Below are 13,319 nucleotides of genomic sequence, written 5' to 3'. Positions count from 1 at the left end.
ATAAGAAAGGATGGTGAATGAAAAGGAAACGCCCATCCTCAAAGGCCCCTGCCAGCCGTCACGAATGTGTGAGAGCCCAGCCTCATGAAGACGGATGACGGTGCCCAAAAATTTGAATTCCTTGGATTATTTCTTCCCGTGCGAAAAAACCGGAATTTTTTGCGAATATTGCGGCGGGGACGCTGGAAACTATCCGTCCGCTTGTGTCTGAAAAGGCACAGCGTCTTGGCCGTGCGCCGGTTTGGATGGCCTGCGTTCCGAATGATCTGCGCAAACTCCGCAGAGATACTATTTCAAACGATTGTAGCATGCCGACCGCCCCTGCAACCTCTTTACAAGCACCGGCCAACTGGGCCAGAGAGAACCGCATCACAGCTTCAGACCGTCGCGATGCGGCGGCCTCATCCACCTTCCGGTATCGACGCCGCCCGGTCTCGATATCGAATGACGAAAGCAGGGATTACGATGACATCAACGCGCACGGAAACAGATACGTTCGGCCCGATCGACGTCGCCAGCGACCGCTATTGGGGCGCACAGGCACAGCGATCGCTCGGCAATTTCAAGATCGGCTGGGAAAAGCAGCCATTGTCGATCGTCCGTGCGCTGGGCATCGTCAAGCAGGCGGCCGCCCGCGCCAACATGGAACTGCAGGGGCTCAACCCGACCGTCGGCAACGCGATCATTGCCGCCGCCCAGGAAGTCATCGACGGCAAGCTCAACGATCACTTTCCGCTGGTCGTCTGGCAGACAGGCTCCGGCACGCAGTCGAACATGAACGCCAACGAAGTCATCTCCAACCGGGCGATCGAAATGCTCGGCGGCGTCATGGGCTCGAAAAAGCCCGTGCACCCGAACGACCATGTCAACATGAGCCAGTCGTCGAACGACACCTATCCGACGGCCATGCACATCGCCTGCGCCGAGCGCGTCGTCCATGACCTCCTGCCCGCCCTGAAGCACTTGCATGCAGCACTCGTCGCCAAGGTGAAGGCCTTCGACCACATCATCAAGATCGGCCGTACCCATACGCAGGACGCCACGCCGCTGACGCTCGGCCAGGAATTCTCCGGTTACGCAGCCCAGGTCGCTTCCTCGATCAAGCGCATCGAAATGACCCTGCCCGGCCTTTGCGAACTCGCCCAGGGCGGCACGGCCGTCGGTACCGGCCTCAACGCCCCAATCGGCTTTGCCGAAAAGGTTGCCGAAGAAATCGCAAAAATTACCAGCATCGCCTTCGTCACCGCACCCAACAAGTTCGAGGCGCTGGCCGCGCACGATTCGATGGTGTTCAGCCACGGCGCCATCAACTCGGCGGCCGCTGCCCTTTTCAAGATCGCCAACGACATCCGCTTCCTCGGCTCCGGTCCGCGTTCGGGCCTCGGCGAACTGTCGCTGCCGGAAAACGAGCCGGGCTCGTCGATCATGCCGGGCAAGGTCAATCCGACCCAGTGCGAAGCCCTGACGCAGGTCTGCGTCCAGGTCTTCGGCAACAATGCCGCGCTGACCTTTGCCGGCAGCCAGGGCCATTTCGAACTCAACGTCTACAATCCGCTGATGGCCTACAATTTCCTGCAGTCGGTACAGCTGCTGTCCGACGCGGTGGTCTCCTTCACCGACAATTGCGTCGTCGGCATCGAAGCCCGCGAAGACAACATCAAGGCGGCACTCGACCGCTCGCTGATGCTGGTCACGGCACTGGCCCCCAAGATCGGCTATGACAACGCCGCCAAGATCGCCAAGACCGCCCACAAGAACGGCACGACCCTGCGCGAAGAAGCCGTCGGCGGCGGTTATGTCACCGATGCCGAATTCGACGCGGCGGTTCGCCCCGAAACGATGATCAGCCCTTCCTGATCCGTCATCGGCGCAATCTGCGGTAGATCATGCGGGCAGCCATTTGGTGCTGCCCGTTTTCTTTTGTCGAGGCCGCAGGCTGCATCTACATGCAATCTAATTGACCAACTTCGTCAAACGTTAAGCCTTCCAAAATCTTTAATCCCTAAAACTAGCGGCTGGAGACAACAAAACAGGAGCTTGCCATGCAAGCGGCTTCGAACAAGGCTCAAATACCCGACATCGCAGCGCAGGTAACCTATGCGATGCGCATCATGGGTATCTCGCCGCTACCGCGCAACTATGAGCTTTATTACGAAGCCTATATCGGCTCCAACCCCAAATTGACCAAGGAACTGGCAGCGCTCGGCAGCCGTGCAACCCAGGAAGAGCTGGACGAGATCGGCGCCCGCTACTTCGCACATTTTCACCACGCCGCCGGCATCGACCGGGCCCACAATCACCTGGCCAGCGAACTCGGCGATCTTCTCAAGCTGCTCAGAGACGAACAGTTCGCGCTCGAAAACTACAACAAGCTGCTTGACGAGACCTACCAGAACATCACCGGCAAAAGCAGTTCCAGCGCCGAAATCCTGCGCCAGTGCGTCAGCCTCTTGACCGAGGCAACCGCAGACACGATGAACCAGGGCAAGGAGCGGGCCGAAAACGTTTCGCTGAAATCCTTCGAGATGGAGGTCATCCGCCAGGAACTGGACGAATATAAACGCATCGCCAATACGGATTCTCTGACCCGCCTTGCCAACCGGCGGGCGTTTGACGAGAAACTGGCTGCGATCTACAATTCCGAACAGCAGCGCAGCTTTACCGGGCTTTTGATCGCCGACATCGATCATTTCAAGAAGGTCAATGACAGCTACGGTCACCCGGTCGGCGACAAGATCCTTGCCACCGTCGGCACGGTCATTCGCGCCAACCTGCGCCGCGACGCCTTTGTGGCGCGCACCGGTGGTGAGGAGTTCGCCATCATTCTGGGAGACAGCAGCCTTGAAGAAAGCCTGCAGGTGGCCGAGCGCATCCGCACCGCCCTTTCAACCACGCCCTTCAAGAATTCCAAGACCGGCGTCAATTACGGCCCGATCACGCTGTCGGTCGGTGTATGCCAGGCATCGCATGCCGACGACCCGATCGACCTCTACAACAAGGCTGACATCGCGCTCTATTGCGCCAAGAATGCCGGCCGAAACAGGACGATCCTGTTTGAAGAGGGCATGAAGAAGGATACCGGCAAGAACTGGCTGATCTACCGCAAATAGGCGGCAATGCCATTGTTGGACCGGGGCGTCCAAGTGGCGCCCTTTGTTATTCCTGCCCCTTGAAACAGCCAACTACCGGCAGGCCGACACACCGGCCGCCTTGCCGATGGCGATCAGTTCAGGGCGGTATTCGAAATGCATGGTGTCATGGTGATACCAGCGCCCGCCCCAGATAAAACCGTGCCGCTCGAAGGCATCGACGATGTCCATCGGATATTTGTTCCGGTACTGCGCCACCCTACCCGGCTTGCCGCCGGACCAGACCCAGTAATCCGCATATTTGGTGTTGATATCGATTGCCGCGCCAAAACTGTGGACCGACATGTTCGATGCGCCGGAAACCCTGCGCCAGTTGAAGGTCCCGGCCGAAGGCGCCAGAAACACCTTCATCTCCGGCATGGCCTTCAACTCATCCCGCACTTTTTCAAGCGCCGCGGCAGCCCCCTGCCGCCTGGTAACCCGCAGTGTTTTGCCGAACCAGTTGACCGGCACCAGCCATGCCTCCACCTCGGCTGCCGATTTGCCGTAAAGCCGCATCATCAGCGCATCGCTGCGAATGCGGCCTGGATCGAAGTTGACAGCCGGCTTGGTCTCGCACGGTCCAGCCGGATAGATCTGGGACAGGCTGTCCTCGATATCGCCCGCCGCCAGTTTTTCCGCATGGTCCTTGGCCTTGCCGTCATCGACCGGCAGCAAGCGACCGTCGCGAAAACGGATCGCTCCGTCTTCATGCTTTGCAAGCGAGCCGGGATAGGCAGAGACCAGCAAATCCAGTTTCTGAGCAAGCGTCAGATCGGCAGCCTCCAATGGAAAGGCTGAAGCCAGCATGGCTGCAAATGTCAGGCCGGCGAGTGCCCGGTCAATCGACCGTGACATTGATATAGTCGCCGTCGGCACCCCGGAAAATCTGCACATTGATGACGGAACCGCCGCGCAGCAGCGCCCGGGCAGCACGGCTCTCGATCGTGCCGTATTCGAGCATGCGCTCGGCCTTTTCCCGGTTCTTGGCCGAGGCAAAGAAACTGTCGCCCTCATCGCCGGGTTGGCTGACGCCGTAGCGGTGATAATTCGCCCGGTCCTGCCGGATGACCTGCCATGGTTCGGTCAGTGCCTCGCCATTGGAATTATAGAGGTCTTCCTCGCCGATATAGGCATCGTACTCCTCGACCAGCCGGTCGGCGCGGGCAATGCCTGCCGAAAGGCCAAACGCCATCACGGTTGTCAGAAAAGCGGTCCTGTATGTCATGTGTGTCCCCCAACAGACGGCAACTGTGCTCCGCATCCATTTAACGAAACAGGATGCCCGTTGCAGGAAAAACGTTTCGCCGCGGTGCTTTATTCTACCGGTCTTGCGCCGCTACCACATGGTTTTTGCGGCGCGCTCCGGCCATTCGCGGTCATAGGTCTCCTTGTCGAAATCCGCTTTGGCAGCTTTCAGCAGCGTCCCCGGCGTCGGCAGGGACTGCGGATCGACGAAGCGCTCGGGATTCCAGATCTGCGAGCGAATCAGCGCCCGGGCGCATTGGAAATAGACCTCTCCGACCGTGACGACGATAACGCTGCGCGGATGTTTGCCATCGACCTCGAACGATCCGGTCAGATCGGGATCGACGCTGACCACGGCCGTGCCGTTGATCCGCATCGTCGTGTTGGAGCCGGGGATGAGAAACATCAGGGCCACGCGCGGATCGCGGACGATATTGGCCAGCGAATCGACCCGGTTATTGCCGCGCCAGTCCGGCATCAGCACGGTCTTGTCGTCGGCGATACGGACGACGCAGGTATCGTCGCCGCGCGGCGAACAGTCGAGCCCCTCCGGTCCGACCGTGGCAAGTGCTGCAAACGGTGCCGCCTCGATCATGCTGGCATAATCGGGCGTCAGCCGGCTGGTCACCTTGACCAGTGATGCCTCGCTTGTACTGCCGTAAAGCGCCGTCAGCTCTTCCACTGTGCGAATGATCGTCATGCCGTTCTCCATCGGACCCGTCTTCACCAGGCCCTTTCCCCGAGCCGGGCAATCCTTTCGACCGGTAGCATGACGCCTTTATGACAGCACTTGCGAAATTCGCTCAGGCAGACTTTCTGCGATCGGTCTCTCCCGCATGAATGAAGGTATTGATCCGCGCGATCACCGGGTCCGCGGAGACGATTCGGCGGTGGCCGAGGCCGTTTGCCCAATCGAGTTCGATATTGTCGCCTGCCGCCGCATAACGGCGCGCATGATCGGCGGAAACTTCCTTGTCATCTTCGGCATGAACAACCAGTACCGGCGTCGTCAGCATGCCGAGAATGCGGGCTGCATCGAACTCCTCCAGCCTGCGGCCGGAAAGCCGGACCACCATGTCTTCCAGCGCCGCCTGGGACTTCGCAGACAATTGAAGATATCGTCCGAACCCTTTGAAAAGCCAGGTCATCTCGCTGGGCGCACCGATCAGCACCATTTTCCGGGCAACATGAGACGGCACGTCGTCCACCAGGCCACCCGCAGCGCAGGCCAGGCTGGCGCCGCCGAACGAATGGCCGACGGCAACGTCGAAGCCACCGAACTGCCGCCATGCCGCGTCAATGGCGCGCACTGCAGCCGGCATGGTCAACGTCCGTCCCGGCGAAGCGCCATGTCCCGGCCAGTCCAGGGCGACCACCTCGGCGCCGCCGGCGGTCAATCCATCGATCATGGGTGCCAGATAGTCGCTGCGCGATCCCCATCCATGCACCAGCAGGATGCGCCTGGTCGCGGTCCCTGCGGTCTGTGACTGGAAATGCTTTGCAGTGACCCAGCCGCCGGCAAACGACAGCGTCACAAGCCGCGCTCTGGCCATGACGGGCTCTGCCGCCGTCAGCGCTGCCTTTTCCTTGCCGCTCCTTGGTGTCCGCGAGGGCGTGACGCTGAACAGGCGAAACGCCAGCCGCCCCGCCGCCTCGGGTGAGAACGCCGCAACGGTTTTGAGCGCAAGGCGGGTGACCTTGATCGCAAACGATGCCATAGTGGGATTCCCTTTAAATGTTCAATGATGAACATTATTGTACAACGATGAACAAAAAGCAAGAGACCATCGAACACCATCATTTTCCCTGGGATCATCCGCGGTTCCGCAGCTGGATCGCCGTCGCCCGCGCCTGCCAGCTGATGCAGCAGACGCTGACGCGCAGGCTCGCCGAGCTCGACATCAAGCCGCCGCATCTGGATATCCTGATCAACCTCTACCGTTTCGACGGCATCTCGCAGCAGGAGCTGGCGCGAAAACTGCTGGTTGGCCGCTCCAACATGAGCATGCTGCTGCCGCAGCTCGAAAAGCGCGGCCTGATCGAGCGCCGCAGCGATGAAAAGGACAAACGCGTGCTGCGGCTATCGCTGACGGCAAGCGGCCGCCTGCTGAGCGAGCAGGCGATGGAAATCCAGACGGCGCTGATCGACAAGTCGCTGGAGAGCGAACCGATCGAGGAATGCCTGATGGTCGCACAGTCCATGGAGCGGCTGATCCAGCGGCTGTTGAAAGAGGACGCCGACCTCGACTAGCAGCTGCCTCCCAAGCCGCGCTTGCCTTGCGCAGCTCCCCGGCAATGTGGACAATCAACCAGGTTGAGCTCTGTCAGAGGACGGCTTTGGCCTTTCCCCCCGCCAAACCGGCCACTCTTATACGCGAGGTCGGCCTGTGTTTCCGGTATTGACATGCGCTCGATTCCGGCAGCGACGGAGGATTTAAGGCCTGAAACACCCGCTTTCGCAGGTTTTGCATTGCCAAACGTCGGCCCGCGCCGTAAAGACGCCGCCATGCAGAAGATCGATGAAGAAGCCCTCGCCGAAGCCTACAACCGCGCGCTCGCCCTGGAAAAATCCGGCGATGTCGAGGCGGCTGTCAAAGCCTATCTGGAAGTTCTGGCGATCGATCCCGACGATCACGGCGGTGCTGCCGTCCGCATCGCCTCGATGGGGCATGGCGAGACGCCCGACAAGGCGCCGGACGCCTATGTCACCACCCTGTTCGATCAGCACGCCGATGTCTTTGAAGATGTGCTTGTCGAGCAGCTTGATTATCACGTACCGATGCTGGTGCGTCAGCGGCTGCAGGCGCTGAAACTTGGCCCGTTTGCCCGCGTCCTCGATCTCGGCTGCGGCACGGGCCTGACCGGTGGCGCCCTGCGCGACATGGCCGACGACATCACCGGCATCGACCTGTCGGAAAACATGGTCGAGATCGCCCACGAAAAAGACCTCTACGAAACGCTCTATGTCGCCGAAGTCGTCGACTTCCTCGAGGACAATGATGACGAGCCGTTCGACCTCATCACCGCCACCGACGTTCTGCCCTATCTCGGTGCGCTCGAAGCCCTGTTTTTCGGCGTTGCCGAAAACATCAACGCCGGCGGCCTGTTCATCTTCTCCAGCGAAACCCTGCCTGCGGACACCTTTGCCGGCCGGTCCTTCATGGTCGGCCCGAACCAGCGCTTCGCCCACGCCGAAACCTACGTCCGCGAGCGGCTCGACGCCATCGGCTTCGATGTCGTCGAGTTCACCGGCATCACGGTGCGCAAGGAAGAAGGCCAGCCGATCGCCGGCCATCTGGTGATCGCAAAACTGCGCTGATGACGCCGCTCAGGCGCCGTGAACGTCCGGCAGGTCGTACCAGTCGCCCTTGAATTCCGTCAGGATATTCTTGACGATCCGCTTGCCGGTATCGCCGTCGATCACGCCGGCCGAGACCATCAGCAGGTCGGTGCCGATATTGTCCTTCAACAGACGGCTGCCGCAGGTCGAACAAAACCCACGCCGGGCCTTGTCGGAATAGCCATACCATTGCAAAGTGCCATCCGCCTCGAACCGCACATCGTCGCGCGGCGCGCCGATCACCGCCATGTAGTTGCCATGCGCCTTGCGGCAGTCGCCGCAATGGCAGCAGAATACCCCGGCGGACTCCACCGGGATTGAAAATTTGACGCCGCCGCAGCGGCACGAAGCGTTCAGTCGATCGGCCATTGGATATTTCCTTCCGAAGGTAAACAGGTACGGAAGCCGCAACGCGGCGTCCTTGTGGAGACATACGGCGCAAAGCCCCGGCTTCAAGCGTCGCGCGGCATGACCTGCCCCATGAGAAACAGCGCGGACTAATTTATTCCGAGAAAATACAATCATAAATTGATTATGCAATCTTTTGGTGCAGGCGATTTATGGACGCCAGCCAATGTCCGGCCTTACGTTACCGACACAACTTAAGGGGGCATATTAAGGGGGCATATACATGGAGATTTTTTTACCCTGGCTCACCAGCGCGGGCGGCCTTTTCGGCCTTCTGATCACCGCGATAAAAAATGGTCTCGGGCTCGACCCGCTCGCTTTGCTGTTTGCGCTCCTGACCCCGAGCCTGCTGCTTTATGGGCGCCACGAAGTCAGGCTTCGCCGCCTGCGCTCGATCAAGGATTTTCTGATCTCGTTCGGCACCGACAAGGAGAGAACCCACGGCGCCGACGACGCCCATGATCTTCCGGCCGACGCTGCCAAACCCGATGTCAATGTCCGGCTGACCAACAATCCCTCGTTCGAATTCGTCAAATCCAAATATATTTCCGACCTGCAGGTCGAGGATCCGCCGCAGGGCAAGCCATTCAACCAGATGAATGATATCGACCAGATCGACTGGATCATCGAAAGCATCGGCAATTTCGGTTCACGCAGCGACTGGCGGATTTTTCTGTCCTCCATCGGCTTTATCCTGTTAAGCTATTTCGGCTTTTCCGCGCTGTTCAGCACGCTCTCGTGCGGTCTGGGCGCAACCACATGCTGTGCGTCGGATGGGGTGGCCTGTGCCGAACCAGCCAGCGGCTATGGCAATTGGCAGCAACTGACCGTGATCGGCTCACTGGCCTTTGCCGGCGCCTTTATCGCAGCGATCCGCAGCTTCGTCCGCGCGGTCGCCGTCTTCGACCTGTCGCCCTACACGTTCCTGCGCCATACCGCCGAAATCGTCGCCTCGGTGATCTTCACCATCGTCCTGTTCGCCGTTTTTCGCGACCCGATCACCGAGCTTACCGGCTACGTGGCCAAAATCCTGCCTGAAGGAACTCCCAAACCGGAAATAGGCAAAGCAACGTCAACCGGTGATCACATCCAGCCCATCTGGTTCGGCCTTGCGCCGCTGCTTGGGCTCTTGCCGCAAAGTGCGACGAAATTCCTGTTGTTGAAATTCCAGAACCTGATCAGCTGGATCAAGACCACGGACGACCGGTTCATCAACGTCACAAAATCGTCTCGCCCGATATCATCGACGGCATCGACTACGAGACGCGGTTCCGCCTGGAGGAATGCGGCATATACGATGTGCAGAATCTGGCCACCTACAATCCGATCATGCTGCATATCGAATCGCCCTATGGCATCTATCAGGTCATCGACTGGGTTGCCCAAGCGCAGCTCTGCCACATTCTCGGCCCGGAAAAATTCCTCATTTTTCGCGAACTGAATATTCGCACCATTTTCGACCTCGAACGGGCGATCAGCAGCAAATATTCGGTCAAGGCCTTCGACGAGATTTGCGCCGGCGTCCTTTTGGCCTCGACCAGCAGCCTGCGCGATACGGTGCGGATCAGCGCCACCAAGCCGATCACCTCGGATACCGACAGGACGGAGGCCGTCGATGCCGATGCCTATTGCATCTGGGCCCGCAAGAGAATGCAGCGTGACGACGATTCCAAATCGACCGAACACGTGCTCAGGTGGATCGCCGACGATCTGCATGTGCGCCGCCTGCGCCGCCTCTGGCTCGATATTTCAGAAAGCCTCGGCTTGCAGGCAGAAGCTCTGCCGGATGGCGTCAATCCGGACGACATCATCCCACCGCCCGTGATACCGGTTCCGTAAGACGCAAAGTGGAAACGGCGCCCTGAAAGCGCCGTTTCCGTTGCGGCTTACGCGCTCAGCTCGCCCGGCCTTTCCAGACGATGTCGCTGACCGTCAATTGTTTGGGAATGATCTGCAGCTGGAAGAACTCGTCGGCCAGCGCCTGCTGGTAGGCGACGGCGTCCGGCCCGAGCGTCGAAACATCCGCAAGACTGAAATCCTTGCGCGTCAGCGCAACCCGCTGGATGTCTTCCGGCACACCGGTGATTTTCGACAGCGCCGCTACCGTGCCGTCGAGATCGTCTTGCGCTGCGGCCCCGACCTTTGCCAGTTCGTCAAGGATTTCGCCCAGCACGTCGCCATGCGCTGCGGTAAAATCGCCATTGCTGAGGAAGTAGCTCCAGGACTCGATGATCCCTTCGGCGGTGGTCAGAACCCGCGTGCCCGCATCCTTTTCTGCAACGGCGAAATACGGATCCCAGATCGACCAGGCGTCGATCTGGTTGCTGGCAAACGCCGCTGCCGCATCCGACGGCGACAGGTCGGCAGCCTCGATGTCGGTGATGCTGAGACCAGCCTTGCGCAGCGCCTTGACGGTGAAATTATGAGCGCTCGATCCGCGCTTGAAGGCGACGCGCTTGCCCTTCAGGTCGGCCACCGTCTGAAACGGCGAATCCTTGTGCACCAGGATAGCCGAGCCTGCCGAGGACCCCTTGTAGGTGCCGGCATAGAGCAGGTTGCCGCCTGCGGCCTGGGCAAACAGCGGCGGCACGTCGCCGGTCGGACCGAAATCGATGGCACCGGCGCCGAGCGCCTCGAGCAGCGGCGGGCCGGATGAGAGTTCCGCCCAGGTGATCGCTATGCCGCGATCGGCAAAGCGCTTTTCCAGCGCGCCCGTTCCCTTGGCAAGCGCCAGGACGCCATTCTTCTGCCAGCCGAGGCGCAATTCCTTCAGCGGTTCGGATGCCGAGGCGCTGCGCGTCGTGGGCAGGATCGCCACCGCTGCGGCCGCGCCCAAAAGCGACAATGTCTGTCTGCGGGTCAACATGGACTTCACGTCTCCGATTGTGCCTGCCCGGCTGTCCAGCAGGGCCTCCGCGAACAAGGATGAATAAATACACAAATTCTATCGACATTATAATTATCTAAAATGAAGCGATTACGGCAAAATTTGCCGCGTGAACGTCAGCTTGGCCGCAAAACGGTTTCGAATCCGGTTTTGGCAGGATGCGATCATCACGGGTCTTCCCCGCCCCATCCGCATCGGCTAAGTCTCGACGAAAGGGAATTTCAGGAGTTTTCGAATGGCTAAAGTCGCGTTCATTGGTCTTGGCGTCATGGGATATCCGATGGCCGGTCATCTCAAGGTGAAGGGTGGTCACGAGTTGACCGTCTATAACCGCACCGCCGCGAAAGCCGAAAAATGGGCCGCCGAGTTTGGCGGACGCGCGGCAGCGACGCCGGCGGAAGCGGCAGATGGCGCCGACTTCATCTTCTGCTGCGTCGGCAATGATGATGATCTGCGCTCGGTGACGACAGGCAAGGACGGCGCCTTTCAAACGCTGAAAGCCGGCGCCGTCTTCATCGACAACACCACCGCCTCGGCCGAAGTCGCCCGCGAACTCGATGCGGCCGCCACAGCGCGCGGCGCCCATTTCATCGACGCGCCGGTCTCCGGTGGCCAGGCCGGTGCTGAAAACGGCGTGCTGACGGTGATGTGCGGAGGCGATCCACAGGTATTCGAGCGCGCGAAACCGGTCATCGACGCCTATGCCCGCATGGTTGGGCTGATGGGTCCGGCCGGGTCCGGCCAGTTGACCAAGATGATCAACCAGATCTGCATCGCCGGTCTGGTGCAGGGGCTTGCCGAAGGTATTCACTTTGGCAAAAAGGCAGGTCTCGACATCGAAAAGGTCATCGAGGTGATCTCCAAGGGCGCCGCCGGCTCCTGGCAGATGGAAAACCGCCACAAGACGATGGACGCCGCAAAATACGATTTCGGCTTCGCCGTCGACTGGATGCGCAAGGATCTCGGCATCGTGCTCGCCGAAGCCCGCAGCAACGGCGCCAAGTTGCCGGTGACGGCGCTTGTCGACCAGTTCTATGCCGATGTGCAGGAGATGGGTGGCAACCGCTGGGACACCTCGTCGCTTCTGGCGCGGCTCGAAAAATAATGCTGACGCCCTCCTCGCCCGCAGATGCCGTGATCGCACATCTGAAAACGCTGGCGGCGGAAAGCAACCTTGCCGGCATGGCACGGTTCGGCATCGAAACGGACCAGGCGCTCGGGATAAGCAACCCGGCGCTCAATCGCATTGCCCGGCTGATAAGACGCGATCACGGCCGCGCTCTCACACTGTGGGACAGCAATATCCGCGAAGCCCGGCTGCTCGCAGCCCTGACTGCGGAACCGCAAAAGCTGACGCTCGATACGGCCAGGCAGTGGGCAGCTGGGTTCAATTCCTGGGAAATCGTCGACAGCCTTGCCGACCTGTTTGTCGCTGCCCGGCTCGAGGCCGTCCTGATCCCGGAATTCGCCGCCGACGACCGTGAATTCGTCCGGCGAACCGCTTTCAGCATGATCGCCGTCAGCGCCGTTCACCTGAAAAAGGAGCCGGACGAGACCGTCATCGCCTGGTTGCCTCTGGTCGAGGCGCATGCAGGCGATGGCCGCAATTTCGTGAAAAAGGCTGTGAACTGGGCCTTGCGCCAGACTGGCAAGCGCAGCGCCTGCTGTCATGGCCCGGCGCTGTCGATGGCGCAAGCCCTGGCCGCACGGCAGGATCCTACCGCCCGATGGATCGGCAAGGACGCCGTCCGCGAACTCACGGGCAGCGCCGTTTTGAAGCGGCTGGGCCTGCAGCCGCTGAGCGAATAACTCAGTCCTCGCTGGACTTCGCCTGGTCGATCACCATGTAGTCGAGCGGCAATTGCGTCGTATATTTGATCTGCTCCATCGCAAAGACCGACGACACGTCGCGGATTTCGATCTTGGTGATCAGCCGCTTGTAGAAGGCGTCGTAGGCGGCGATATCGGGGACGACGACGCGCAGCAGATAATCGACATCGCCGCTCATGCGGTAGAATTCGACCACTTCCGGAAACTCGCCGACCACCTCGGAAAACCGCTTCAGCCATTCGATCGAATGGGTGTTGGTGCGGATCGACACGAACACCGTCACCTTGGTATTGACCTTGACCGGATCAAGCAGCGCCACGCGGCCACGGATCACGCCGTCCTCTTCCATCTTCTGGATGCGGCGCCAGCAAGGCGTCGTGGAAAGCCCGACCTTTTTAGCCAGATCAGCAACGGCGAGTGTGGAATCTTCCTGCAACAGGCGCAGGATTTTGCGGTCAAGACGATCCATGAACAGCCT

At 60.2% G+C, this 13,319-nt stretch carries 14 protein-coding genes and 1 pseudogene; 8 read left to right on the top strand and 7 right to left on the bottom strand.

What is annotated here, in order from left to right:
• Positions 1-390: 390 nt before the first annotated feature.
• Both fumC and ACP7E6_RS04065 read left to right on the top strand, forming a co-directional pair.
• A complete protein-coding gene (gene fumC / locus ACP7E6_RS04070; protein WP_426228120.1) occupies positions 391-1,857 on the top strand; it encodes a class II fumarate hydratase in 1,467 nt (488 codons plus the stop codon).
• 185 nt (positions 1,858-2,042) lie between these two features.
• Complete coding sequence (locus tag ACP7E6_RS04065) at positions 2,043-3,110, top strand: GGDEF domain-containing protein (RefSeq protein ID WP_426228118.1); 1,068 nt, start codon at positions 2,043-2,045, stop codon at positions 3,108-3,110.
• A gap of 72 nt (positions 3,111-3,182) precedes the next feature.
• Here the strand turns inward: ACP7E6_RS04065 and ACP7E6_RS04060 are convergent, their stop codons facing one another.
• The 4 genes from ACP7E6_RS04060 to ACP7E6_RS04045 all read right to left on the bottom strand — a co-directional run bounded on the left by ACP7E6_RS04060 (position 3,183) and on the right by ACP7E6_RS04045 (position 6,094).
• Positions 3,183-3,986 carry a M15 family metallopeptidase gene (locus ACP7E6_RS04060; RefSeq protein WP_426228116.1) on the bottom strand — a complete coding sequence of 268 codons (804 nt, stop codon included), beginning with the start codon at positions 3,984-3,986 and terminating at the stop codon, positions 3,183-3,185.
• Positions 3,970-4,356 carry a hypothetical protein gene (locus ACP7E6_RS04055; protein WP_426228114.1) on the bottom strand — a complete coding sequence of 129 codons (387 nt, stop codon included), beginning with the start codon at positions 4,354-4,356 and terminating at the stop codon, positions 3,970-3,972. Before ACP7E6_RS04055 ends, ACP7E6_RS04060 begins: the two co-directional genes overlap by 17 nt.
• A 111-nt stretch (positions 4,357-4,467) precedes the next feature.
• The gene (locus ACP7E6_RS04050; protein ID WP_426228112.1) at positions 4,468-5,076 is read right to left on the bottom strand and encodes a pyridoxamine 5'-phosphate oxidase family protein; all 609 of its coding nucleotides are present in this window, start codon (positions 5,074-5,076) and stop codon (positions 4,468-4,470) included.
• Positions 5,077-5,179: 103 nt separating this feature from the next.
• Positions 5,180-6,094, bottom strand: coding sequence for an alpha/beta fold hydrolase (locus ACP7E6_RS04045; RefSeq protein WP_426228111.1), 915 nt, complete (start codon positions 6,092-6,094; stop codon positions 5,180-5,182).
• A gap of 47 nt (positions 6,095-6,141) precedes the next feature.
• On the opposite strand from ACP7E6_RS04045, the gene ACP7E6_RS04040 reads away from it, so the two are divergent.
• Both ACP7E6_RS04040 and ACP7E6_RS04035 read left to right on the top strand, forming a co-directional pair.
• A complete protein-coding gene (locus ACP7E6_RS04040) occupies positions 6,142-6,627 on the top strand; it encodes a MarR family winged helix-turn-helix transcriptional regulator (protein WP_426228109.1) in 486 nt (161 codons plus the stop codon).
• Between the two features lie 255 nt (positions 6,628-6,882).
• The gene (locus tag ACP7E6_RS04035) at positions 6,883-7,695 is read left to right on the top strand and encodes a methyltransferase (protein ID WP_426228107.1); all 813 of its coding nucleotides are present in this window, start codon (positions 6,883-6,885) and stop codon (positions 7,693-7,695) included.
• 9 nt (positions 7,696-7,704) lie between these two features.
• On the opposite strand, the gene ACP7E6_RS04030 is transcribed toward ACP7E6_RS04035, so the two are convergent.
• Positions 7,705-8,085 carry a GFA family protein gene (locus ACP7E6_RS04030; RefSeq protein ID WP_426228105.1) on the bottom strand — a complete coding sequence of 127 codons (381 nt, stop codon included), beginning with the start codon at positions 8,083-8,085 and terminating at the stop codon, positions 7,705-7,707.
• Positions 8,086-8,347: 262 nt separating this feature from the next.
• On the opposite strand from ACP7E6_RS04030, the gene ACP7E6_RS04025 reads away from it, so the two are divergent.
• Positions 8,348-9,565 (top strand): hypothetical protein, encoded by a 1,218-nt coding sequence (locus ACP7E6_RS04025; RefSeq protein WP_426228103.1) that lies wholly within the window; start codon positions 8,348-8,350, stop codon positions 9,563-9,565.
• The gene (locus ACP7E6_RS04020) at positions 9,454-9,963 is read left to right on the top strand and encodes a hypothetical protein (RefSeq protein ID WP_426228101.1); all 510 of its coding nucleotides are present in this window, start codon (positions 9,454-9,456) and stop codon (positions 9,961-9,963) included. The genes ACP7E6_RS04025 and ACP7E6_RS04020 overlap by 112 nt, the downstream gene beginning before the upstream one ends.
• A gap of 55 nt (positions 9,964-10,018) precedes the next feature.
• On the opposite strand, the gene ACP7E6_RS04015 is transcribed toward ACP7E6_RS04020, so the two are convergent.
• A complete protein-coding gene (locus ACP7E6_RS04015; RefSeq protein ID WP_426228099.1) occupies positions 10,019-10,990 on the bottom strand; it encodes an aliphatic sulfonate ABC transporter substrate-binding protein in 972 nt (323 codons plus the stop codon).
• 247 nt (positions 10,991-11,237) lie between these two features.
• Between ACP7E6_RS04015 and ACP7E6_RS04010 the strand changes: the two are divergent.
• Positions 11,238-12,116 (top strand): annotated as a pseudogene (locus ACP7E6_RS04010) (NAD(P)-dependent oxidoreductase); the annotation flags it as partial.
• Positions 12,116-12,820: a DNA alkylation repair protein gene (locus tag ACP7E6_RS04005; RefSeq protein WP_426228097.1), complete on the top strand. Its 705-nt coding sequence runs from the start codon at positions 12,116-12,118 to the stop codon at positions 12,818-12,820. The pseudogene ACP7E6_RS04010 and the gene ACP7E6_RS04005, both read left to right, overlap by 1 nt.
• Position 12,821: 1 nt before the next feature.
• Here ACP7E6_RS04005 and ACP7E6_RS04000 read toward each other — a convergent pair whose 3' ends face one another.
• The gene (locus tag ACP7E6_RS04000; protein ID WP_113313440.1) at positions 12,822-13,310 is read right to left on the bottom strand and encodes an Lrp/AsnC family transcriptional regulator; all 489 of its coding nucleotides are present in this window, start codon (positions 13,308-13,310) and stop codon (positions 12,822-12,824) included.
• Between the last annotated feature and the right edge of the window lie 9 nt (positions 13,311-13,319).

Origin of the sequence: Pararhizobium sp. DWP3-4, from assembly GCF_049898205.1 — a bacterium.
GTDB lineage: Bacteria > Pseudomonadota > Alphaproteobacteria > Rhizobiales > Rhizobiaceae > Pararhizobium.
The sequence above is the reverse complement of the archived record's forward strand: the minus strand, read 5'-3'. Positions and strand labels throughout refer to the sequence as shown.